Source organism: Lentzea aerocolonigenes, assembly GCF_000955955.1.
Classification (GTDB): Bacteria; Actinomycetota; Actinomycetes; order Mycobacteriales; family Pseudonocardiaceae; genus Lentzea; species Lentzea aerocolonigenes_A.
The window spans coordinates 25,764-49,123 of sequence record NZ_JYJG01000144.1 but is presented as its reverse complement, the minus strand read 5'-3'; the positions used below and the strand labels follow the sequence as shown (position 1 = coordinate 49,123).

Sequence of the window (23,360 nt, the reverse complement as noted above, 5' to 3'; positions counted from 1 at the left end):
TACTACTAGTGGCGTACGAGACCCAGCTGCTGCGCGCACAGCACGGTCGACACGCGGTCGTTCGTGCCGAGCTTGCGGTAGAGGTTCTCGCGGTGCTTGTTGGCGGTGCCGGGCGCGATCTTGAGCCTCCGCGCGATCGCCGCCGTGGTGAGGCCCTCGCAGATGAGCGTCAGCACGGTGAGCTCGCGGGGCGTGATGATGCCCTGTGACGCGGCGTCGGTCCCGCCGGACACCCTGCGGGCCTTCCGCAGCTGGCGGTGGTGCGCGTCGGCCCGCAGCAACAGCGGCTGCACGCGCCGCAGGTACGCGCGCTCTCTCCGGTCGAAGTCACGCCCGGCACGGCCGAGCAGGATCGAGTGGAGCACACCTGTCGGCGCGCCCAGCGGCAACGCGATGTTGTGCGTGGCGCCGGTGAGTGTGTGGACGCTGTCGTACACGCCCGTCTGCCGCCAGACCCGCTGGCTGACGAAGTCGGTGACGGCGAGCGGTGTCCGGTCGCCCGTGCTGACGTAGTGGCGGGCCAGCACGTGTTCGGGCGCGTACTCGCTGAGGAGGTCGTTCAACGGGAGCTCGCCGATGTGGTGCGGCGCGAAGGCGGTGATGCGCCCGTTGTCGGCGAGGATGCCCATGCAGCAGTCCAGCGCGTCGGCCAGCTCCGCCACGACCATCGACCAGGGAGGCTCGCCGCCGGGATCTTCGAGCAGAGCGACGGCGAGGTCGAGCATCCGTTCGTAGTCGCGGGCGAGCAGGTCGGACATGGGCACGAGTATGCCGATCAACGCCGGCGGCGAACATGCGGGGCGAACCCTCAATTACCGGCTAGCACGGCCGGTTGGGGTGGGCAATACGCACACTTTCCCCTCAGCACCGGCGTGGCGGAACAACGCGAGCGCCTCATGGAGGTAGCCCTGCGCACGGGCCTGGCCGGCCAGGTCGCCTGCCTGCCGGGACAACGCCAGCGCCTGCCGGAGGTGATCGGCCGCCGTGCCGCGCCTGCCGAGCCTCAGCTGGGCGACGCCGAGGTTGGTCAGCGCGGTGACGAGTCCGGGGTGGTCGTCGTCGTGCCGCGCGGCGTTGACGGCGTGGGTGTGGACGATCAGGGCGTCGGCGTCGTGTCCGCGGTCCAGGTAGCGGAACAGGACGGCCGACAAGCGGACGGTGTGCGCGGGCCAGCCGTAGGTCGCGGTGTGCGCCGCGACGGCGACGAGGGTCGGGCGCTCGGTGTCCAGCCAGGCCCTGGCGGCGTCCTGGTCCGCCAGGACGGGCGTGGTGGAGAACAGCGCGTCCACGGCGGTGGCCGCGGCGTCCAGGTAGTGGTCGAACAGGCGGGTCCGCGCGGCGCGGCGTTGTGACGGCGGGTCCTCGTCGTGGGCCCGCACGCTCGCGTAGGCGCGGACCAGGTCGTGCAACGTGTACCGGCCAGCCGTCGTCTGCTGCATCAGGTGATCGCGGCACAGGTGGTTCAGGGTGGCCCTGGCGGTGGCGAGGTCGATGCCCGCCAGCGCGGCTGCCGCGTGGGCGTCGAGGTCCTGGCCGGGATGTGTGCCCACCAGGCGCAACATCCGTTGCCGGTCAGCGGGCAGGTGGCGGTAGGACAGGTCGAACGCGAGCTCCACGCCCGTGTCCAGGCATCGGGAGTGGTGGCGTTCGTCCAGCCGGTCCGCGTGATCGGTGAGCGTCCATCCGAGTGTGCCGTGGACGTGCCCGGCGACCAGTCCCAGCGCGAGCGGCAGGTAGCCGCTGCGCCGCGCGATCCTGGCCGCGGCCCGTTGATCGTCACCGGTGGGCACTCCCGGCGTTGCCCCAGCGAGGAAGTCCACCGCGTCGTCCGGCGGGAACGTGTCCACGGTGAGGCGGACCGAGGCGCGCAGGGCGGTGAGGCGGCGCCGGCTGGTGACCAGCACAGGACAGCCCTCGGTTGCCGGCAACAACGGCGGGACCTGCTCGGCGTCGGCCGCGTTGTCCAGCACGATCATGGTGCGGGTTCCGGCCAGCCGGGCGCGATATGCGGCGGTGCGGGTGGGCAGGTCGTGCGGGACCTGGTGGCCGGGCATCCCGAGCAGGCGCAGGAAGCCGTCCAGCACCGCGGCCGGAGCAGCCGGCAGCTGGGTGAGGTCGGGGTGGAAACCGCGCAGGTTGACGAACAGCACCCGGTCGAACAGCTCCTCGCCGGCCAGCACGTGCGCGGCGTGGACGGCGAGCTGGGTCTTGCCGACCCCCGCCATGCCGGTGATCGCGCAGACCACCACCGGTCCGCCGTGGCGCAGCGCCCGGCGCAACCGGTCCAGTTCCGCGGTTCGGCCGACGAATCCGGCCAGGTCAGGCGGTAACCGGTCGTGGACACGGACCTGCGCCGCCGCCCAGATCCGCCCGCGAACCACCTGAAGAGCCTGGCGCCACTGCGTCGCGTACCCCACGTCCGGGTGCAGCACCTGCACCACCGCGACGACCAGTTCCGTGTTCAGCCGGCGCCGGCCTGGCCGGAAGCAGTCCACCACCGTGGTCCTGCCCGCGAGCTCGGCGGCCGGACGCCCGGCCGCGGTCCAGCCGGCGTTGACCCGGCCGGTGATCCACTCGTAGGACGGGTCGCCGGCCCAGACCTTCAGCAACCGCAGCTGTTCGACCAGATCGTCGAGGCTGCCCGCACTTCCGGGGTCGGGCAGCGCGTCGAACGCGCGGACTGGTCGTCGTGACGACGGCATCACTCGCACCCCTCGTTCGGATTCGGTCGGGATCCATCCCCTTTCCCCACAGGGGAAGGACATTCGACCGGCGGGTGGACAACCACCAGAACTCTTGGGAGAAGCCATGAAGTACGGAAATCAGGGGAACACCGGCACGTTCGGCCGCTTCCGGCGCAGACTGCTGCGGGCGGGGATCGCGGCCGCGCTGGTACTCGGTTCCATCGGTGCGGCCACCGTGCCCGCGTCCGCGGCGCAGACGTGCACGGGCGCGACCGATGCCAACCTGTGCCTGGCGATCGACCGGTTGCCCAACGGACTCTTCGCCGTGCACGTCGGCATCGACGTGCACATGAGCTTCGAGGATGCCCAGGAGTACATCGACGACCCCGGTGACCCGTTCATCCTGCGGATCCGCGGCGACGACAGCGGCAAGCTCGCGGAGTTCCTCTTCTCCGCCCCGATCACGTCGCTCGGGGCCAGCCCCGAGTTCGGGCTCAGCGCCAACTTCGACACCGTCGTGTCCAGTGCCCAGCTCGACGAGGACAGGAACGACCAGGACGAGATTCGCGCGGAGGTGCTCCTGTTCGACAGCGACACCAACACCGTCACCGGGAGGTTCGTCTCGAACCGCATCACCGGAAACTGGTCGTAACACCGGACCCGGCACCAGAAGCAGGCTGATCAGCGGATCAGCCTGCTTCTCCGGTGTGTCAGGCCTTCGGGGTGGCGACCCAGAACGTGTAGTCGGCCGTGTAGGGGATCGACGCGGTGACGCCGTCCTTGCAGGCGCCGGTCGGCGAGAGGCCTCCGGTGGTGTTCAGCCGCTGGACGAAGGTGACCTCGCCGAGCAGTCCTGGACCGCGGTTGGCGGTGGCCCTCAGCAGCACCTGGGGAATGGCGAGCGGCACCGGTGAGCTGGCGACGGCCGCCGCGGTGACCGAGCTGCCGTCCACGACCGAGGTCCACACGGGCCCTCTGCTGTGCAGCACCACGGCCCGCCCGTAGCTCTCCAGGATCGCGTCGGGCTGAAGGAAACCCCAGGAACCGTTGGCGCACTGGTAGGTCTGGACGCCGTGCGCCTGCAGTACGGCGATCTGTCTGTTGCCGGCCGGCACTTTGATCACGTCCGGTACCTGCATCGCGGAGGTGCTGGGCGCGCCGCCCGCCGGTGCGGTGGCGGCCACGAGTCCCACGGCTGCCATCGCGGCGACGGCCAACCCGGCGGCGATTCGTCGGATGTTCGTCATTTCCCCCTCTTTCGTCTCGATCCTCGATCTCTCGATCGGAGACGGGCACCGTGACACGGAGGGCTGACGTGGCTCAGAAACCGCGCTGAAACCTACTGCTGGAGCTTGGCGCGCAACCGGTCGGCGTCGGGGTGGGCGAGGTCTTCCAGGATCGCGAGCGCTTCACTCCACGCCTCTCGTGCAGCGGCTGGCTGACCGGCTGCATGTCTTGTGTCGCCTAGGTTTCCCAGGGTGGCGGCCACCTCGTACCGGTCGCCGAGGTCCCGGTACAGCTCGAGTGCGCGCTGGTAGCTGTCGATCGCGCCGGCGTGGTCACCGAGGTGGTGGTAGGCGTAGCCGAGGCTGTCCCAGGCGCCGGCTTCTCCGTCCTGGTTGCCGAGTTCCTGTTGCAGGGCAAGGGCTTCGCGGCAGCACTCGACTGCGCGCCGGTGGTCGCCCAGGTCGGCGGACGCCATGCCGATGTTGTTGAGCGCGAAGGCCTGCCCGCTCCGGTGGTTCACCAACCGGTACAGCTCGAGCGCCTGGCACGTGTGATCGAGCGCCTCCGCGTTCCGGTCCTGCTGGGTGAGGATCCGGCCCAGGTCCAGGTGGATGTCGGCCTGGTTGACCGGGTCGTCGTCGAGTTCCAGGGCCAGCCGCAGGTGCTCGAACGCCTCCGCGGCGTGCCCCAGCTGGAGGTGGGGCCAGGCGAGGCACCGGTGGGCCGCAGCCTGCGCGACCGGGTCCGCCAGCCGCGCCGTTGCCTCCACCGCGATCTGCCACACGGCGGCCCAGTCGTGCCAGTGCCCCTGACGGTTGAGATAGGTGTGCGACGACCACGCCAGCCACCAGACGTGGTGGTCAAGGCCCAGTGCCGCGGCTTGACGCACCGCCGTCAGCAGAGTCGCGTGCTCGGCGGTGAACCACGCGAGCGCCACGTGGTGATCGGCGAGATGTTCCACCGTCGTGCCGTGCGCGGGTTCGGTCAGCGGGAGCGCGTCCCGTTGGGGGCTCAGCAGCCTCGCGGCCCGGTGCGCGGTGTGCAGGTAGTGGTCGAGCACGCGGCGGACCGCGGCGGCGCGTTGCTCGGCGGAGTCGGTGGTGTCGGCCAGTTCGGTGGCGTAGGCGCGCAGCAGGTCGTGGAAGCTGAACCGGGCGGGCAGGTGCTCGACGATCAGGTGCGCGCGGGCCAGTTCCGACAGCAGGTGCCGCGTCTGGCGCACCGGCAGGCCGCTGAGACTGGCCGCCGCGGCGACCGGCACGTCCGGTCCGTCGTGCAGTCCGAGCAGCCGGAACATCCGCGCCGCGGCGGGTGTGAGCGTGCGGTACGACCAGGAGAACACCGCGCGCACGTCCGCGGCCGGGTCGCCACCCGCCAGCGCGTCCAGCCGTTCCCTGCTGTCACCGAGCTCTGCGGCCAGCGTCCGCAGGCTGAACCGCGGATGGGTGGCCGCGCGGGCCGCCACGACGACAAGCGCGAGCGGAAGCCGCACGCACAGGTCGCCGATCTCGTCGGCGGCGCCCGGTTCGGCGGCGATCCGGTCGGCGCCGACGCGGAACGCCAGCAGCTGCCTGGACTCGTCGCCGGTCAGCAACCCGAGCGTCAGCGCGTGCGCACCCTCGACCCCGACCAGGCCGGTCAGCTGATCGCGGCTGGTCACCACGACCACACTGCCCGGCGCCCCAGGCAACAGAGGCCGCACCTGCCGGGCGTCCCTGGCGTTGTCCAGCACGATCAGCATCCGCCGCTCGGACAACAGGCTGCGGAACAGGGCGGCGCGCGCGTCCACGTCATCGGGAACCCGTTGCGGCGACACGTCGAGCGCCAGCAGAAACCCCAGCAGCGCGTCGGCCGGGCTCGTCACCGAGCCGCCAGGGTCGTAGCCGTGCAGATCCACGTACAACTGCCCGTCGGGGAACGCCCCGGCGACCCGATGCGCCCAATGCACCGCGAGCGCGGTCTTGCCGACCCCCGCGGACCCGGCCAGCACCGCGACGACAGCCGTGGCGGACCCCTCCGGCAGCGCGTCCAGCCAGGCGATCTCCCGCCCACGCCCGGCAAAGCCGCGCACCTCCAGCGGAAGCTGCGCCGGAACCTTCGGCCGTGCCGTCAGCCGCACCGGACTCAACTCGGCGTCCTGGCGCAGGATGCCGGCCTCGAGATCACGCAACGCCGCACTCGGGTCGATGCCGAGGTTGTCGGCGAGCGTGGCGCGCAGCCTGCGGTAGACGCCCAGCGCGTCCGCCTGCCTGCCACTGCGGTACAGCGCGAGCATGAGCTGGGCGTGAATCCGCTCGTCCAGCGGCTGTTCCTCGGCAAGCCGTTCCAGGTCCTGCACGAGCACCGCGTGCTCACCCAGCTCCAACCGGACCTCCAGCAGCGCCCGCACGGCCTGCGACCGCAACCGGTCCAGCCGCTCGGCCTGCTCCTCCAGCCACGCCAGCCCGGCCACGTCCGCCAGCGGCACACCACGCCACAACTCCAGCGCGGTCCGCAACCGCTGCGCGGCGGCCGCCCCGTCCTGCACCCGCATGCCTTGGCGGATCAGGCTTTCCGCGTGCTCGACATCGGTGCCACCAGCACCCAGGTCGAGCACGTAACCAGGAGGCCGCGCGACGATGGACGTCTTGCGCCCCAGCACCTGACGCAGATACGACACGTGCCGCTGCAACGTGTTCACCGCCGCCGAATGCCCGCCATCACCCCAGACGCTCTCGACCAGCCGCTCAACGCTCACGACCTGGCCGTGGTGCAGCGCCAGGACGGCGAGCAAGGCCTTGCGCCGCAAGCCCCGAACCGGCCGCGACTCCCCGTCCACCACAACATCGATCGGCCCGAGCAACCGAACCCGCACGTGGTGCGCTCCCCTCACCACAGGGCTGTTGCGGCGCTGGGGCGGCCGGCAGCCCGAACCCTCAAGGGTAGTCCGCGGCCCCGTTGCCGCGAGCGGGTTTGGCGATGTGGTGGTCCACAGAGGTTCTGCACAAGAACGGCCGACCTGCGCACCTCGAAGGAGTGGCGATGGGCGCCTCTCGATCCCGCTAGGCGCCGTGGATTCCGCGACCCAGGCCGCCGAGCTGGACAGTGTGGTTCGCAACCTGTGAAAACGAGCGGCGAGGTTGCATGTTCACAACCCCGCCGCTTGATCGACTTCAGCGTCCGAGAGCGGACCTCAGCCGACGACCCACTTCACCGCACGAGAGCCGGCGGTTCCAACGACCACGCCGTTGTTGTTGATGTCCAACGCACCCGCGGTGGTGACGCCGGCGGGGAACCCGAGTTCGAGCCGCCCGCCGTCCCTCTCCCAGAGGACCGGTACCTGGTTGCCTCCGACCACGCTGGAGCCGACCACCGTGCCGTGGTCGTTGATGCTCCTCGGGCCGAATCCCTGCTCGTACTTGTTCAGCGAACCGTCGGCGTTCCACCGCACGCCCCACGACTGGAAGTCGCCGGCCACCGCGCTGCCGACCACCTCGCCGAACTGGTTGACCGCCGTGGCCAGGGTCGTGGCGTCGACCGCCAGTCCACTGAGGACGGTCGCGCTGCCGTCAGGGTTCCAGCGCACCGCCGTGGTCGCGATGGTGGGTCCGGTGACATAACCGGCCACGTACCCGTTCGCCGAGGCGTTGGTCAGGTTGGCCCAGGTCGCGCCCGCGGGGAGCGCAAGCGTCGTGATGACCCCGGCCGGGCTCCAGCTCACCGGGATCTGGCGGCGGGTCACGTCGGTGGCGACGCCGTAGACGGTGCCGGAGTCGCTGATCGCCTGACCGATCGCACCGGTGAAGCCGGACGGCACGGACAGCACGACGTGCGTGCCGTCCGGGTTGAACCGCAGGGCCCTGCTGCCGGACTTGCCGGTGGCGGTGCCCACGGCGCTGCCGCTGCTGTTGACAGCTTCCACGGTCGTACTGGCATCGGCCGGTCCGACCAGTTCGGTCGCGACGCCGTTGCCGTCATACCTCACCCCGCGGCTCGGCAGGCCGTTGCTGTGAGCACCCCCGACCGCGACGCCCGCGTCGTTGACCGAGGTGGCGACGTGCTGCGCGGCGGACGGCAAGCCGCCGAGATCGGTGACCGTCGTAGCCGCGTGCGCCGGTGTCGTGACGACGGCAGCGGCCAGAAGTGCTGTGGACAAGGCAAAAGAAGCTCTTCGGCTCATCTCGTTCCCCCCGGAGTTGGTAAGCCCAGCTCGTCGGAACCTAGTGAAGGGGGATCATGCTGACCAATGATGCGTCCGCAGTTGGACGGGGTGCCGCAACCCGATGGAGAAAAGCGAATGGGACCGTCTTGTCGACGGTCCCATTCGCTTGATCATCTTCAGTGTCCGAGAGGGGACTTGAACCCCTACGCCCTTTCGGGCACTAGCACCTCAAGCTAGCGCGTCTGCCATTCCGCCACCCAGACTGATGGGATCATCGTATAGCACCGCCCAGCGGCACCTGAACACGGGGTTACGATCGGCCCGTGAAGGTCATCGTCGAGGCTGACGGCGGGTCGCGGGGCAATCCCGGGCCGGCCGGATACGGGGCCGTTGTCCGCGACAAGCTCAGCGGGGAGACGCTGGCCGAGCGCAAGGGGTTCATCGGGGTCGCCACCAACAACGTGGCCGAGTACCAGGGGCTCATCGCCGGGCTGCGGGCGGCGCAGGAGCTGGACGCCGAGACCGTTGACGTGCGGATGGACTCCAAGCTGGTCGTTGAGCAGATGGCTGGGCGCTGGAAGATCAAGCACCCCTCCATGCAGCCGCTCGCACGCGAGGCGCAGCAGTTGGCGCGCGCGTTCCAGAAGATCACGTACGAGTGGATTCCGCGCGAGCGCAACCGGCAGGCCGACCGGCTGGCCAACGAGGCCATGGACGGGGAGAAGCAGGCCGCGGAGGGCGACAAGCAGCCGCACTGGAGTGGTGCGATCGGCGAGCCCACCAGGCTGATCCTGCTCAGGCACGGGCAGACCAAGCTGTCGATCGAGCGCAGGTACTCCGGGCGCGGGGATCACGAGCTGACGGAACTCGGGCTGCAGCAAGCGGAGAAGGCCGCCCGCCGTCTCTCCGAAGTGGACGGTGTCGAGGCGATCATCTCGTCGCCGCTGCAACGGGCGACGCAGACCGCTCAGGCACTCGCGAGCAAGACAGGGCTCGAAGTTGTCACTCACCAGGGGCTCATCGAGACCGATTTCGGTACGTGGGAAGGCCTGACGTTCGCGGAGGCCGCCGAGCAGGACCCGGAGATTCACCGGCGGTGGTTGAGCGACACGAGCCAGAAGCCGCCGGGCGGCGAGAGCTTCGACGAGGTCCACGCGCGAGTCAGGAAAGCGCGCACCGAGATCATCGCGAAGTTCGGCGGCAAGACGCTCGTGGTGGTCAGCCACGTCACGCCGATCAAGACTCTGCTGCGCCAGGCGCTGGACGTCGGGCCGCAGTTCCTGTTCCGGATGCACCTCGACCTGACGGGCGTGTCGATCGCCGAGTTCTACCCGGACGGGCACGCGTCGGTGAAGCTCGTGAACGACACCTCACACCTCGGCTAGGACGCCCGGCGCAACCGAGGCGTCAAGGCGGAGACGAAACGGTCGGCCGCCGCGTCCAGCAGGGCGGCCGCCTCGGCGGAACCCACCTTCCGGTCCAGCACGAACTCACCGCGCACCACCTGGTCGGCGCCCTTCGCCGCGAGCAGCGGGTGCAGCGCGTAGTCCATCGCCACCAGGAACCCCTGACTACCACCCGTCGCCAACGGCAGCACGGCGCGGCCCCGCAGTGCCTTCTTCGGCAGCAGGTCGAGCAACGCCTTGACGAGCCCGCTGTAGGCCGCGCGGTACACGGGCGAGGCGACCACGACACCGTCCGCGGACAGCACGGAACTCACGGCGTCGGTGATCGCGGGGTCGCGGAGGTCCTCGGTGAGCAGCGACAACGTCGGCAACGCGCGCACGTCGAGCAACGTCACGTGGTGGCCCGCGGCCTCCAGAACAGCGGACACGTGCGACACGACCACACCGGTCGGCGCGCTGTGGGACGGCGCGCCGGAGATGATCAGCAGATCGGACATGTCAGGTCCACCCCGTCGCGACGTCGTGTGATGGCACCGAGTCAACCAACGTCCGGACCAGTGAACAACCAGTCCCAGCCGCTGAGATATCCTGGTCAGTGCGGATGAGTCGGCAGGGCGGCCGCGGCGAGGCCTGTGTCAATTGATTCAGGCAGTCGAGGAAAGTCCGGACTCCACAGGGCAGGGTGGTTGTTAACGGCAACCAGGGGCGACCCTCGGGACAGTGCCACAGAAAGCAGACCGCCTCGGCGAAAGCCGGGGTAAGGGTGAAACGGTGGTGTAAGAGACCACCAGCGCCCCAGGTGACTGGGGCGGCTAGGTAAACCCCACCCGGAGCAAGGCCAAGAGGGCCCGAGAGGGCCTGCGCGAGCGTTCGAGGGCGGCCCGCCCGATGCTCGCGGGTAGGCCGCTAGAGCCTGTCGGCAACGGCAGGCCCAGATGGATGGCCGCCAAGTGGGACTCCGGTCCCATGAACAGGATCCGGCTTACATGCCGGCTCATCCGCCACGAACGGTGCCCGGCGATCACCAGGCACCGTTCGCCACCATCAGCCGTTCGCCACGATCAGAACGACGCGACGTTCAGCAGCCGCTCGTGCGTGCCGTCCGGGTCGGTCGCGGAGTTCCAGTTGGTCGTACCGGCGGATTGCAGGGCCGACTTCACGGCCGAAGGCGATGCGCTCGGGTGGGTCGCCTTGTACAGCGCTGCCGCACCCGCGACGTGCGGGCTGGCCATCGAGGTGCCGGAGATCGTGTTGTAGCCGCCGCCCTTCCAGGTCGACAGGATGCACACGCCCGGCGCGATGATGTCCACGTCCGCGCCGTAGTTGGAGAAGTCGGCGAAGGTGTCGTCGACGTCCGCGCGGCACGTCGACGCCGCGCCGCCGCCCGGCTGGCCGTTGAAGTCGGCCAGCGCGCTGACCGTGATGACTTCCTCGTAGGTGGCCGGGACGAAGGTCGACGAGTTCGCCGCGCTGTTGCCCGCGGCCACGACGTAGGTCACGCCGGCGGACACCGAGCGGCAGATCGCCTCGTGCATCGCGTCCTTGTTGGAACCGCAGGCGCTGTCGCTGCCGGATCCGCCGAGGCTCATGTTCGCGACCTCGATCTCGCTCGCGTGCGCGGTCACGTAGTCGATGCCGCAGATGATCGCCGAGAACGAGCCGCTGCCCTGGTTGTTGAGCACGCGGACCGGCCAGATGCGGGCACCGGGCGCGACGCCCACCACTCCGGATCCGTTGTCGAGCGCGCCGATTGTGCCCGAGACGTGCGTGCCGTGGCCGTTGCCGTCGTCAGCACTGCGGCCGGTGGAGCAGTTCTTCGCCCCGGCCGTGTACACGTTGAGGTCGGGATGGTCGAGATCCACGCCCGTGTCGATCACGGCGACGTCCACGTTCACGCGTTCGTCGGTACCGTTGATCTTGGCGGTCGGGCTCTTCTCGGCGTCGATGCGGTCGATGCCGGTCGGCAGGGTCTGCGCGGCGATCGACGCCACGCCGTCCGGCTGCACCAGCGCGATCCGGGAGTCGCGGGCGAGACGAGCTGCGGTGGCAGCGGTCATGCGCGCTGAGTAACCACGGACAGCCGATTGGTACAGGTTGTCGACCGTGACACCGGCCAGGTTGGTCACGCTCGGCACACTCACGCCGTCCTTCAGCAGCACGATGTACCCGCTGGTCTGCGCATCGGCGATGGCGGGAGCCGCAGGCATTGCGGCGGCGAGCAGGACAGCTGCGAACAGGGCTTTCACGGTGAGTCGTCGCATGTCACTCCTCAAGGGGCTTGAGCAGGGACCACGATGCTCGCATCCGAATGGCCACATGCGCTAGACCGTTCGGGTGTAATCCGGACGGGTGGATCGTCGGGTATTGATGGCTAGGTGCTCTCCCATCTGGAATGTGCCCGCTGCGGCCTGCGTCACGACGCCGACCGGCCGCAGAACCTCTGCCGGTCCTGCGTGTCCCCACTGGTGGCCCGCTACGACCTCACGAAGGTCGGCAGGCCCACCCAGGACAACAGCCTCTGGCGCTACCGGGATGTCCTCCCGGTGCGAGTTCCGGATCCGCACTTCAGCCTCGGCGAGGGCATGACCCCGCTGGTCCCGCTGCCCGCACTGAGCCGGCAGCTCGACGTGAACATCCTCATGAAGGACGAGTCGCTCATCCCGACCGGCTCGTTCAAGGCCCGCGGCGCGGCGGTCGGCGTCGCACGGGCCAAGGAACTCGGCATCGAGGGCATCAAGATGCCCACCAACGGCAACGCGGGCGCCGCCTGGGCCCTGTACGCCGCCCGCGCCGGCCTGCGCAGCGTCATCGCCATGCCCGAGGACGCCCCCTTGATCACCCGCGAGGAAGTCGAGGCGAGCGGCGCCGAGCTCCGGATCGTGCCGGGCACCATCGCCGACGCGGCCCAGGCCATCAAGGACGTCGATCTGTTCGATGCCTCAACCCTCAAAGAGCCCTATCGCATCGAGGGAAAGAAGACGATGGGCTACGAGATCGTCGAACAGCTCGGCTGGCGCGTCCCGGACGTGATCATCTACCCGACCGGCGGCGGCGTCGGCTTGATCGGGATCCACAAGGCGCTCCACGAGATGCTTGAACTCGGCTGGATCAAAGGGAAACTGCCACGACTCGTCGCGGTGCAGTCGACCGGCTGTGCGCCGATCGTGAAGGCGTTCGACGAGGGTGCGGCAGAGTCGGCCTTCTGGGACAACGCCTTCACGAACGCGTTCGGCATCAACGTGCCGAAACCGTTGGGGGACTTCATCATCCTGCAGGCCATCAGGGAAACCAATGGCACCGCGATAGCCGTGGACGATGGGCAGATCCAGGAGGACCGCACCGAAACCGCGCGCACAGAAGGTGTTTTCCTCTGCCCGGAAGGCGCCGCCACCATCAGTGCCGTCCGGGCACTCCGCAAGGACGGCTGGCTCAACCAGAACGACGAAGTCGTCGTGCTGAACACCGGAGCAGGCATCAAGTACCCAGCTGTCCGCCTCTAGGTACGCGCAATCCCCAGGAGCGTTACAGAATTTCGGCCGTTCGAGTGGTCACGACGTCAAGGCGGCCCACTCTCGGTATCACGGCACAGCACGGCAAATCCTCCTGTCAGACGGCCGGCCCCTGCAGCCGGTCGTCCCCAAGGGAGGGAAGAGACATGCAACGCAAGCTGACCGTGGTGCTGGCCCTGTCCAGCCTCGTCACGGCTGGGGCGGTCGGCGTCGCCACCGCCGACGCCGCGGAGCTCCCCGTCTACGGCGTGAAGAGCGCCGGTCTCGACCAGGAGCAGGCGCAGAAGCTGCAAAGAGCCTTCGGCCTCAAGGACGTCCAAAGATCCGAGTACGGCGCGGTGTCCTTCGCGGACGAGCAGCGCTTCCAGTACCTGCCCACTGTCGACAATGGACAGGGCAGGACCGACGAGGACGGCAACGAGACCAAGCAGACCGGGCTCGACGTCGAAGCCATCAAGCGCATCAAGACGATCCCGGCGGACGAGGCGGCCAAGCGCGCACAGGAAGGCCTCAGAGCGGCGGGTGTGTTGCCGGACAACGCCACGCCCACCGCGCAGTACACGACGTTCGAACTCGCGGATGCCAACGGGCGCAACGCACTCACGGCGAACCTGGACACCGCGGTCTCGTACTCGTTCCAGCTCGGCGGCATCCCGCTGGAGGGCGAGGGCGCGAACATCCGGGTGTCGTTCGACGCGCAGGGCGTGACGTCGGTCAGCCACGCGGCCCGCACCTACGGCCAGGCGGGCACCGCCAAGGTGTACGACCTCGCGACAGGCGCGAAGCTCTGCCAGAAGTACCTGGGCGCCGAGGTGAAACCGGACGTCAGCTACGTCTACGTGGCCCCGGCGCTGGAAGACGAGGTCGACAGGATCGAGCCGTCGTTCCGCTGCGCCGGGCGCACCCAGGATGGCGCAGCACCGCAGGCCATCACCCTGCCCGCCACCATCGGCGCCGAACTGCCGCAGCCGGGACCGGGTCAGGAACCCAGGCCGGACGCCCAGTTCAAGATCCAGGCCGGTGGCACGCAGGTCGGCAGCGAGGGCACCGGCAACTGCGCGGGCCTGCCCAACACCGCCGCCAACATCGGCACGTTCAACTCCGAGGCGAGCAGCCACGGCATCGCCCGCGACTTCAGCTGGCTCGACGGCAACGCGTGGGAGAGCGACTTCAAGGACCCGATGTTCGCGGGCGGCGACGACACCAACTGGGCCGACGACGTCGACATGACCTACTGGCAGGGCCACGGTTCCGGCACCGGCTTCTACTTCACCGGCTGCTCCAGCCACAACGACACCAAGCTCGCGAACACCGACGCGCGCTGGGGCCAGAACGACGTCGAGTGGATGAGCCTCTTCACCTGCCAGATCCTGGAGGACGTCACCGGCGGCCAGACGTGGGCGCAGCGCTGGGGCCAGGCGTTCCGCGGCCTGCACCAGATCAACAGCTTCACCACGGTCAGCTACAACTCGTCCAACCACGGCGGCAAGTTCGGGCACTACATGTGGCGCTCGCCGTTCCTGTGGTGGAACAACCCGATGAAGGTCCGCGACGCGTGGGCGCAGGCCAGCATCGACACCCAGCCCGCCTCCGTCCGGTGGGCGACCATGGGTCCCGTCACGTCGAGTGGCGCACTGGGCAACTTCGACGACTACTTCTGGGGCAAGGGTTCGGTCGGCCCGGACTACACCGCCGGCAACCTGTTCTGGCGGATCTCCGGCGCCTCCTGACCGAGGTCCCGCAGCACGACAGCTGAAGTGAGGAACAAGGCCACCGCCGCGACCCCGGCCAGGGGCGCGGCGGTGAGCTGTGCCCAGACATCGCCCACCGCTACCGTCCGCCGCGAACCGAACCGCGTACGACACGCCGAGCACGCTGAACGCGATCAGGTTGGATGTCGCCGCCCGTTCGGTGAGCGTCAGGGGCTCAGGCGCTTGGCCGGCCGCCCGGAAGGCATGCGCAGAACCGGCCGGAAGGGCTCGCCCGCGTTGTAGAGCTCCTCCAACTCGGTCACGTAAGCCAGCACCGCCGGATTCACGATGTCGGCCAGCGACCGCACTCCGGCCTGGGGCTCGTAGGACGCCAGATAGGTGGCCGCCGCACGCGCGCGCTCCAGCACGGACCTGTCGAAGTTGATCGTCCTTTGGACCCGCCGCCGGGATTGCACGCCGTCCCCGGTAGGCTGATTCACGCCTGGAGCACTAGGGGAGGCTGTGATTCCGTCCACACTTCCGTCCGGCGCGAGGTCAGGTTCGAGCATGGGCGAATCTCCTCGGAGTCGTCGCTCAGTGTCGCGCCCGCGCAGGGGTCGCAACCCGGCCGATCAGGGCTTTCACATGAGTGGACACGTGCGCATGTTTGAGACGCACGCACTGTGTGTGACCAGGGCGTTCGCAGTCGGGTGAACATTGCCAGCGACGGAGAGAATCTTGGTCCGGGTGTTCCCCACTGACGTCTCCTCAGTGATGATGTGTCGGCCAGATTAGACGTAATTCCTCCCAGGGGGAACGGCCAGATGATCTACAGCCCGCACCAACAGCTTCACACCTCGTGACGAACTCGTGTTCTACTCGTAGCGCAAGCCCGAGCGCACTCTGGAGTACCTAATGACCGCCATGGACCTGGTGACACTCGCTCAGCAGCAGCCGACGGTGCCGGGCACAGGCAATGTCCGCGGCTGGATCCTGGACAACATCGTCCCGCTGCTCCTCCTGACCGTCGCGCTCCTCCTTCTCTGGCTGGGAGGCGGCAAGGGCGACAACGCGGGCGTCATGCGCCGCCTCGGTGGTGTGATCGTCGCTTTGGCCATCATCGGCCTCGCGGTCACGACCGACGCGGGCTCGAACATCGGCAAGTGGCTCGCCGGCTTGTTCGTCGGAGGCTGACACGTGCGGGTTCGCACTGACGACGAGGTCTACCGGGTCGACGCCGTCTGGCTCGGCCCGCCCAAAGCGACTTTTCCCTGGCGCGCGCGATACGTCGCGTGGGGTGTCGGGATCGTCGTTTTCCTCGTCGTACTCACGATCGAGCGTCAGATGGGCGTCGGGTTCGGGTTCTTCTCGACCGCGTGGGCCCTCGTCGCGACGATCATCCTCACTCGCTTCATCACCCAGCGGATCAGTCATGAACGGCCGCTCACGGCCGTCATGTCGATGTGGGTCCGCGAGCTCACCGCACCTCGAGAGCGCACGGCAAGTACCGGCGGAGCGGCCAGTGCCGCCCGGATCCGGGTCAGTCCGCAGCGGCCTCGTCCCAAGTTGAGCAAGAAACAACGGGCGAGACAGCAGGCCCAGCACCGCCGGACGTCAGCCAGCCGTAAGAAGGAGGTTCGCGGTGTTCGGACGCCGGCGAGACCGTGACCGTCGCTCCGCCCAGCACATCGCCCAGCACGCCGCGGCCGACCCCCGTGAGCGTGACCGAGCCGCATATTCGAAGCGCGGACGTCGCCTGCCCGGCGAGCAGTCCGTGCCGAGCTACACCCCGTCGATCGCCGCCCGCAGCATCGACGGGCACCTGTTGCGCACCGGTCAGGAGGTCTACGCCTGGTACCGGCTCGCCCCGCAGCGCTGGTCGTTCCGCAGCGACTCGCAGCGCCAGGACCTGATCGCCGCGATCGCGGGCCAGTACGCCGAGCTGCAGGGCCGCTGGATGCACCTGCGGGTGACGACGCGGCCGTACCCGATCCGCATGTGGGCCGAGGCGCACGTGCACAACGCCGTCAAGCGCCTGCCGGACACCCCCGGCACGCTGTCGTTCGACGACTACATGGTCGGCGAGCAGCAGCAGCTCATGGGCCGCTCGATGGCGGAGAAAGAGGTCTACCTGGGCGTCCAGGTGCAGACCCGCAACATGATGGACCGCGCCGTCGAACGCGCCGCCCCCGTGCTGCGCAGGGTCTTCCCGGATGCCGTCGACGCCGAGCTGGTCGCGCTCGACTCCGAGGTCGAGCACCTCGACCAGGTGATCGGTTCCGCGGGTCTCGAAGGCCGTCCCGCGACGGCCGAGGAGATGTCCTGGCTGATGCACAGGTCGTGCTCGCTGGGCCTGCCCGCGCCGCGCAACCTGCCCGCCGTGCCGGGTGCCGCGTGGGAACCGGAGGACCTCGCGTCGTTCACCGACGCCGCCGACTTCCACCAGGAGCCGTACTCGCCGACGGTGACCGTGCGCGGCCGCACCGGCTCGAACGCGGGCATCAAGCGGCACGTCGCGGTGCTCACCGTCGGGCTGATGCACGGCCTGCAGATCCCCGAGGTCGACGACCCGTGGGTGCAGCGCGCGGACAGGCTCCCGGCGAGTGTCGAGTGGTCCGCCCGCATCTATGTGCGCAAGCCAGAGGAAGTCTCGGGTGAGCTGTCGCGGCAGATGAGCAAGGTCCGCTCGCAGGTCCGCCACTACACCGACGAGCACGAGCTCGACCCGCCGCAGTCGCTGGCCCGCCAGGCCGGGCGCGTGCTGGAGATCGACGACGAGATGACGTCGGGCTTCACCGCGCTGGGCACCCGGGTGCGGTCGTGGTGGCGGCTCGCGGTGAGCGGCCCGACCGAGCGCGAGGCACTGCGGCTCGCCCAGTCGTTGCTGGAGCTGTACAAGCCGAAGATCGCGATCGAGCACCCAGAGGCGCAGTACGCGATCGCCCGCGAGTTCATCCCCGGCGAACCGCTCTCGAACGGCGCGTACCTGCGTCGCGGCAGCGTGTTGTGGGCCGCGTCCGCTGTTCCGACGGCGACGGCCGAGGTCGGTGACCGCCGGGGAATCCTTCTGGGTGAAACCGTCACGGCCACGCGCCGGCCGGTCGCGTGGGACCCGTGGATGGCGCAGGAACTCCGGGACTCCTCGGGCCTGACGGCGATGGTCGCGGGCCTCGGTGCCGGCAAGTCGTTCCTCGGCGGCGGCATGGTCTACAAAACGCTGCGGGCCGGCGCGCACTGGACGTTGCTCGACCCGTCCGGTCCGCTGTCCGCGCTGTGCGACCTGCCGGAGCTGCGGCCGTACGCGCGGCCGATCAACCTGCTCAACGCCCAGCCCGGGATTCTGAACCCGTACCGGGTGGTCGCCGAGCCGATGCTCGACCACTTCCTCGACGAGGAAGATCCCGAACGGGCCTGGCGCCGCGAGAAGGCACTGGCGGCGGCGACCCGTCGTCGTCTCGTGCTCGACGTGCTCACGGGTCTGCTGCCGTACGAGGTCGCGCGTCTGCCCCAGACGCGCATCGTGCTGCTGCGTGCCGTCCGCACGGTCGGTGGCCGCTTCGACGCGCACCCCGGTCTCGTCTTCGAGGCGCTGCGCCGCGACGCGTCCGAGCACCACGAGCACGCCGTCGTCGTCGCGGACTTCCTCGACGAGATGCGCGAGCGCATGTCGTTGCTGATCCCCGAGGAGAACGACGACCCGTACAACGAGCAGCGCGACGACCGGCTCACCGTCCTCACCATGGCGGGCCTCAACCTGCCCAAGGACGGCGTCGGCCGCGAGCACTGGACGGACGCCGAGTCGCTCGGCGTCGAGATGCTCAACCTCGCCGCCTGGCTCACCCAGCGGTCGATCTACGACCGGCCGAAGGACCTCCGCAAGGGCGTCTGGATCGACGAGGCGTTCTTCCTCTCGGAGGTCCCGACCGGTCGCGTGCTGATGAACCGCTTCGCGCGCGACTCGCGAAAGTGGAACGTCCGCGTACTGCTGTCGTCGCAGATTCCCGCCGACTTCCTGAGGATCCAGGGCTTCGTCGCACTGCTCGACTCGGTCTTCGTCGGGCGCCTGGACGACGACCAGGCGCAGGCGGATGCGTTGCGGCTGCTCAAGGTTCCGGTCGGAGCCGGCTACGAGCAGGTCATCGCGTCGCTCGGCCGCCGCCCCGGTGGCGAGCGCACGGCGACCGAACGCGACCGCGCGCCGCGGCAGTTCATCTTCGGCGACGGTGCCGGTGGTGTGGAGCGCATCCGCATCGACTTCAGCGGCCCGCACCTGGAACACCTGCGCAACTCCCTCGACACGACCCCCGATGCCAAGCGCGACAACGGCAAGGGCGAGCTCGTGCCGACGGACGACAACGCGGCTCCGCAGCCGCCCGCCTACGTGCCCGACGAGATCGACGACGAACTGGCGGCGGACATGGAGCTCGGACTGACGGAGGAAGAGGCCCATTTGGTGGGCCACGGTGACGGCCCCAACCGCCACCGGGACGGCGCCGCATGACGGCGCTGACGATCGTGCTCGCGATCGCCGCCTTGCTCTGGGCAAGGCGGCGGTTCGCGCTGCGCACGTCAGCGCGTCAGCGTTCGGTCATCGCGGTCGCGGTGATCCTGGCCCTGCAGGTCGTGATCGGCGCTCCGGCGCACGCTCAGTCCTGTGGTGAGGCACCGAATCCGGAGCGGCCGGGCGCGGGCATGGTCGGCGCGCTCGACCCGCCCGTCGGCAACGGCCTGCCCGGCTCGCCGTACCTCGAGTACGGCTACGCGGGCATGGTCTGGCACAACTACCAGCCCAAGTGCAACATCGTCCCGGACGCCAACGCCACGATCGACACGTGGGCCGGCAACGAGCTGTTCAGCATCGGCAAGAACATCGTCGGCGCCACGAACGCGTTGCACTACACGGTGATGGGCCGCGGTCTGCTGGTCCCGCTGGACGACGCCGTGAAGAACGGCGTGCAGAAGGTCTACGACAACGTCTACCTGCGCTGGTTCGGCCTCGTCGCGCTGATCCTCGCGATCATGATGTTCCGGCAGATCTGGACCGGCGACTTCGCCACGATCTCCAAACGCGGGCTCTGGGCGTTGGCGGCCATGTGGCTGGCAACGTCCACTTTGGCCCTACCGCAGTTCTACAACCTCCTCGACAACACGCTGGTCTCGAAGACGTCCGAGATCCAGGCGGGGTTCATCGAGGCACCGGAAGAGCAAGGCACACTTCACGTTCTGCCGACGAAGCTGCACGACGCGGTCGTCTACCAGAGCTGGCTGCGCGGCGCGTTCGGCACGCCGGAAGCACCGCAGGCCGCCGAGTTCGGCCCGCGCATCCTCAAGGCTCAGGCGTGGACCACCACCGAGATCGCCGAGCACAAGGACGCGGACCAGGCGGCGCTGGAAGCCAAGAAGGCCGAGTGGAAGGCCCTCGAAGCCCAGCTCGGCACCTCGAAGGGCTACTTCGACGGCACCGACGGCAGCCGTACCGGCGCGGGATTCCTGGCGCTGCTGCAGTCCATCGCGTTCTCGCTGTTCCAGCTGTTCGCGAAGGCCGCGGTGCTGCTGGCTCAGCTGTTGCTGCGCATTCTGACCTTGGCCGGGCCGCTCATCGGTCTCGTCGCGCTGATCCACCACGACCTGCTGCGCAAGGTCGCTCGCGCGGCCGCCGTGACGGTGTTCAACGTGCTGGTGCTCGCGGTTCTCGCCGGCGTCCACGCGTTGCTGCTGCAGGCGATCTTCAACGCGACCGGGCTTTCGTTGCTCACCAGGACTTTGCTCGGCCTGATGCTGACACTCGTCTGCTTCGTGATCGGCAAACCGTTGCGCCGCATGTGGCAGATGGTCGAGATGTCGGTCGGCTCGGCGAGCAACGTCCTGCCGATGAGCGGCGGTGTCTGGTCGAAGATGCTGGGCCGCAAGAAGCAGGCCGGTCCGACGCCGCAGGACGAGTTCTGGGAGTCCGTGCGGGAGAACGAGACCGACGACGCGGCACCGCAACGTGGACGTACCCGCGTCCGGCCGGAAGCCTCGAACCCGGTCATGGCCACGGCCCAGCGCCTCGACCGCGACTCGCAACCCGGCCAGATCATCAGCGGTGGCGACGGTTACGGCGTGCGCGCGGGTGCGCTGCCCGCCGGATCGGGCCCGGCCGCGTTGCCGGCCGCCCGGTCGCGCGTGGTGGACAGCCCGCCGGTCACCGACAGGCAGTGGGACCGGGTCGACGACGCGGTGCTCGTGCCGTCGCGGTCCTCGAGCTACTCGGGTCCGGTGCAGGAACCTCGCAGGGCTGAGACAGAAGTGGTGGCAGGACGTCCGGTGCACGTGATCTACCGACCGTCGCGCGGTTTCGAAGTCCGAGACAACAGCTGAGAAGGGAGCGTAGATGCCGATCCGAACGAACCGCGGCCGTGCCGCGGTCTACCGCAGGCTGTGGGGCTGGCCGCTGCGTTCCCCGCGCCACCTGGCCGCGTCGATCATCATCTTCGTGGTGGTGGTCGTCGCTCTCGGCGTGATCATCCCGAAGGTGCTGGACCGCAAGCCTTCCGCGCCCACGACGGCCGCCGGTCAGTCGTCGTCGCAGGGCACCCAGGTCGGTCAGCTGCCGTCCAGCGGCGCCTCGTTGCCGACCAAGCAGCCACCGCCGTCGAACACCGCCTCCGCCGCGCCGCCCGCCGCTGACGCGCAGCTGATCGCGGAGCTGTGGGCGGAGAACTGGATCAAGCCTCCGCCGGACAACGACGTCAACAAGTGGCTCGCGCAGCTCCGTCCGTACACGACGGAGGAGTTCCTCGCGCAGATGGCGACGATCGACCCGAAGAACGTGCCTGACAAGATCATCCAGAAGGTGACGCCGAAGAAGTCCTACGTGTCCTCCGCGGACTTCGAGGTGGGCACCGACCTCGGCAAGGTCGTCATCACGCTGGTGAAGACGCCGACCAACGAGTGGCGGGTAAACAGCTACACGAAGGCGAGCTGACCATGCGCCTGATGCTGCTGATCGGAGCTCTCGTCGCGGTCGTCGTGATCGCGGTGGCCACGTCCGGCGTCACGCAGGTGGTCAGCAACTCCACGAACCCGGCTGCACAGGGCGGTTTCCGGCTGACGAGCTGCAACGCGGCGATCGGGCCGTGGGACGCGGGTGGCGGCGACAAGGGCCAGCACGACGCGTCGAGGCTCAACGACGAGCAGCGCAACATCGTCGCCCGGATCATCTCCATCGGCCAGGAGCGCAAGCTGCCGCCGCTCGCGTGGCAGGTCGCGATCCAGGCCGGCATGACCGAGTCGGGTCTGCGTCCGCTGAACTACGGCGACCGCGACTCGCTGGGCATCTTCCAGATGCGTCCGTCGATGGGCTGGGGCTCACCGGAGCAGGTGACCGACCCGACGTACGCGATCAACAAGTTCTACGACGTGCTGCTGGCCGTGCCGGACTGGGAGAGCAAGCGCCCCGGTGACTCGGCGCAGGCGGTGGAGCGGTCTGCGTTCCCCGACCGGTACCACAACTGGGAGTCCATGGCGGCGTTCCTGCTGGGCGAGCTGGGCCAGATCACCGACCCGGCCGGCTGCGGTTCCGGCGCTGGTCAGTTCCTGCTGGCCTCGAACGCGGCGGGCATCGCGATCCAGTTCACCAAGGAGCAGTTGGGCGAGCCGTACCTGTGGGGCGGCAACGGCCCGGACGCGTGGGACTGCTCGGGAATTCTGGTGAAGGCGTTCGCGGCGGCCGGCGTGAAGATCCCGCGCGTGGCGAACGACCAGTACGAACAGGGCGGCGCCCACCTCCCGGTGCGCGACGCCCAGGCAGGCGACCTGATCTTCTGGGCGACTGACCCGGCGGACCCGCGTTCGGTGCACCACGTGGCCATGTACCTCGGCAACGACGAGTACATCCACGCGCCCGAAACGGGTGACGTCGTGAAGATCAGCAAGATCAACTGGAATTATCACGAGTTGATGCCGCTGGCCGTCAGGCCGGGCGTGTAGATCGCGGGGAGGCGCTGCATGTTCAACCACGACCCCATCCCGAGGCCTTCCGGACCGCCCGCGTCGAGCACACCAGTGCGTGACTACATGGCTGCCGGTGGTCCGGGTGTGTCGTCCGACTACGTGGTGGTGCCGCGGGCGCTGGCGGAGGCGATGCCGTTGCCCTGGCAGCAGCACTTCACGCACCTGCTCGCGGAGTTCCACCGCACCTACGGCCACCTGAACTGGCCGATCTACCGGGTGGTGCCGTCGCGGTACGAGAAACTCGCCGATCTCGACGAGGAACAGCTCGCCGAGGTCGGCGCCATCATGGAGATCGACTCCGACGGTTCTCTGGTCTACCGGGACCGTTCCGGGCGTAAGATCGAGAACGCGGAGGACCGCACGGTGCTGGTCTCGTGTTTGGACCCGATCCCGGCGGAGTACGCCAACGCCAACCAGTCCACGCCGCCGAGGGGATTCCCGGCGCCATTGGGAGGCGAACGCCGATGAGCGACACAAGCGGTTGGTACTACTGCCTGACCCACCAGACGGTGGAGCACGGCAAGGGCTGCAAGGGGCCGGACCGGATGGGGCCCTATCCGGACGAGGCCACGGCGGCTCGTGCCCTGGAGATCGCGCGCGAACGCACCCGTGCCGCTGATGAGGCGGACCGGAAGTTCCGCGGCGACGACGAGGACTGACGTTTTTTCGAACGAGGCCCGGAGCGCGTGCACCGGGCCTCGTTCTCG

20 protein-coding genes, 1 tRNA gene and 1 other RNA gene are annotated in these 23,360 nt (G+C 69.1%); 13 read left to right on the top strand and 9 right to left on the bottom strand.

The genetic code is table 11. The features are described 5' to 3' along the window. Positions 1 to 5: 5 nt before the first annotated feature. Together UK23_RS48825 and UK23_RS21390 are read right to left on the bottom strand one after the other, a co-directional pair. Positions 6 to 758, bottom strand: a complete 753-nt coding sequence (locus UK23_RS48825; protein ID WP_052684895.1) for a helix-turn-helix transcriptional regulator — start codon at positions 756 to 758, stop codon at positions 6 to 8. Between the two features lie 54 nt (positions 759 to 812). Next, the gene (locus UK23_RS21390) at positions 813 to 2,702 is read right to left on the bottom strand and encodes a tetratricopeptide repeat protein (RefSeq protein WP_052684893.1); all 1,890 of its coding nucleotides are present in this window, start codon (positions 2,700 to 2,702) and stop codon (positions 813 to 815) included. 106 nt (positions 2,703 to 2,808) lie between these two features. Here UK23_RS21390 and UK23_RS21385 point away from each other — a divergent pair, with 106 nt between their 5' ends. After that, entirely contained in the window at positions 2,809 to 3,336 is a 528-nt protein-coding gene (locus tag UK23_RS21385) for a hypothetical protein (RefSeq protein ID WP_045313353.1), read from the top strand. 58 nt (positions 3,337 to 3,394) lie between these two features. Here the strand turns inward: UK23_RS21385 and UK23_RS21380 are convergent, their stop codons facing one another. From UK23_RS21380 to UK23_RS21365, 4 genes are all read right to left on the bottom strand, one after another. After that, positions 3,395 to 3,931 carry a DUF3455 domain-containing protein gene (locus tag UK23_RS21380; protein ID WP_045313352.1) on the bottom strand — a complete coding sequence of 179 codons (537 nt, stop codon included), beginning with the start codon at positions 3,929 to 3,931 and terminating at the stop codon, positions 3,395 to 3,397. A gap of 92 nt (positions 3,932 to 4,023) precedes the next feature. Further along, positions 4,024 to 6,765, bottom strand: a complete 2,742-nt coding sequence (locus UK23_RS21375; RefSeq protein WP_231114603.1) for an AfsR/SARP family transcriptional regulator — start codon at positions 6,763 to 6,765, stop codon at positions 4,024 to 4,026. Between the two features lie 318 nt (positions 6,766 to 7,083). Continuing rightward, positions 7,084 to 8,046, bottom strand: a complete 963-nt coding sequence (locus UK23_RS21370) for a hypothetical protein (protein WP_045313351.1) — start codon at positions 8,044 to 8,046, stop codon at positions 7,084 to 7,086. 186 nt (positions 8,047 to 8,232) lie between these two features. Continuing rightward, positions 8,233 to 8,315 (bottom strand) — tRNA-Leu (locus UK23_RS21365). A 60-nt stretch (positions 8,316 to 8,375) separates the two neighbouring features. Here UK23_RS21365 and UK23_RS21360 point away from each other — a divergent pair. After that, the gene (locus UK23_RS21360; RefSeq protein ID WP_045313350.1) at positions 8,376 to 9,437 is read left to right on the top strand and encodes a bifunctional RNase H/acid phosphatase; all 1,062 of its coding nucleotides are present in this window, start codon (positions 8,376 to 8,378) and stop codon (positions 9,435 to 9,437) included. On the opposite strand, the gene UK23_RS21355 is transcribed toward UK23_RS21360, so the two are convergent. Next, complete coding sequence (locus UK23_RS21355; protein WP_045313349.1) at positions 9,434 to 9,955, bottom strand: NAD(P)H-dependent oxidoreductase; 522 nt, start codon at positions 9,953 to 9,955, stop codon at positions 9,434 to 9,436. The genes UK23_RS21360 and UK23_RS21355 overlap by 4 nt on opposite strands. Positions 9,956 to 10,060: 105 nt before the next feature. On the opposite strand from UK23_RS21355, the gene rnpB reads away from it, so the two are divergent. Further along, positions 10,061 to 10,459, top strand: an RNA gene (gene rnpB, locus UK23_RS48830) — RNase P RNA component class A. Between the two features lie 60 nt (positions 10,460 to 10,519). Here the strand turns inward: rnpB and UK23_RS21345 are convergent. After that, positions 10,520 to 11,719 carry a S8 family peptidase gene (locus UK23_RS21345; RefSeq protein ID WP_045313347.1) on the bottom strand — a complete coding sequence of 400 codons (1,200 nt, stop codon included), beginning with the start codon at positions 11,717 to 11,719 and terminating at the stop codon, positions 10,520 to 10,522. 114 nt (positions 11,720 to 11,833) lie between these two features. On the opposite strand from UK23_RS21345, the gene UK23_RS21340 reads away from it, so the two are divergent. Together UK23_RS21340 and UK23_RS48820 are read left to right on the top strand one after the other, a co-directional pair. Continuing rightward, positions 11,834 to 12,958, top strand: a complete 1,125-nt coding sequence (locus tag UK23_RS21340) for a threonine synthase (RefSeq protein ID WP_045313346.1) — start codon at positions 11,834 to 11,836, stop codon at positions 12,956 to 12,958. 155 nt (positions 12,959 to 13,113) lie between these two features. After that, positions 13,114 to 14,697 carry a DUF6345 domain-containing protein gene (locus tag UK23_RS48820; RefSeq protein ID WP_052684892.1) on the top strand — a complete coding sequence of 528 codons (1,584 nt, stop codon included), beginning with the start codon at positions 13,114 to 13,116 and terminating at the stop codon, positions 14,695 to 14,697. 188 nt (positions 14,698 to 14,885) lie between these two features. Here UK23_RS48820 and UK23_RS21330 read toward each other — a convergent pair whose 3' ends face one another. Beyond that, complete coding sequence (locus UK23_RS21330) at positions 14,886 to 15,158, bottom strand: hypothetical protein (RefSeq protein WP_231114602.1); 273 nt, start codon at positions 15,156 to 15,158, stop codon at positions 14,886 to 14,888. A 415-nt stretch (positions 15,159 to 15,573) separates the two neighbouring features. Between UK23_RS21330 and UK23_RS21325 the strand changes: the two genes are divergently transcribed. The 8 genes from UK23_RS21325 to UK23_RS21290 are packed head-to-tail and all read left to right on the top strand — an operon-like array spanning position 15,574 to position 23,312. Further along, positions 15,574 to 15,852, top strand: coding sequence for a hypothetical protein (locus tag UK23_RS21325; RefSeq protein WP_030472642.1), 279 nt, complete (start codon positions 15,574 to 15,576; stop codon positions 15,850 to 15,852). Positions 15,853 to 15,855: 3 nt separating this feature from the next. After that, positions 15,856 to 16,326, top strand: coding sequence for a hypothetical protein (locus tag UK23_RS21320; protein WP_045313344.1), 471 nt, complete (start codon positions 15,856 to 15,858; stop codon positions 16,324 to 16,326). After that, positions 16,301 to 19,159: an ATP-binding protein gene (locus UK23_RS21315; RefSeq protein WP_156213275.1), complete on the top strand. Its 2,859-nt coding sequence runs from the start codon at positions 16,301 to 16,303 to the stop codon at positions 19,157 to 19,159. Before UK23_RS21320 ends, UK23_RS21315 begins: the two co-directional genes overlap by 26 nt. Continuing rightward, the gene (locus UK23_RS21310; RefSeq protein ID WP_045313343.1) at positions 19,156 to 21,018 is read left to right on the top strand and encodes a hypothetical protein; all 1,863 of its coding nucleotides are present in this window, start codon (positions 19,156 to 19,158) and stop codon (positions 21,016 to 21,018) included. The genes UK23_RS21315 and UK23_RS21310 overlap by 4 nt, the downstream gene beginning before the upstream one ends. Before the next feature lie 13 nt (positions 21,019 to 21,031). After that, complete coding sequence (locus UK23_RS21305) at positions 21,032 to 21,625, top strand: hypothetical protein (protein ID WP_045313342.1); 594 nt, start codon at positions 21,032 to 21,034, stop codon at positions 21,623 to 21,625. Between the two features lie 2 nt (positions 21,626 to 21,627). Beyond that, positions 21,628 to 22,629, top strand: coding sequence for a C40 family peptidase (locus UK23_RS21300; RefSeq protein ID WP_045313341.1), 1,002 nt, complete (start codon positions 21,628 to 21,630; stop codon positions 22,627 to 22,629). 18 nt (positions 22,630 to 22,647) lie between these two features. Beyond that, a complete protein-coding gene (locus tag UK23_RS21295) occupies positions 22,648 to 23,121 on the top strand; it encodes a hypothetical protein (RefSeq protein WP_045313340.1) in 474 nt (157 codons plus the stop codon). Continuing rightward, on the top strand, positions 23,118 to 23,312 hold the full coding sequence (locus UK23_RS21290) for a hypothetical protein (RefSeq protein WP_045313339.1): 195 nt from the start codon (positions 23,118 to 23,120) through the stop codon (positions 23,310 to 23,312). Before UK23_RS21295 ends, UK23_RS21290 begins: the two co-directional genes overlap by 4 nt. Positions 23,313 to 23,360 lie beyond the last annotated feature (48 nt).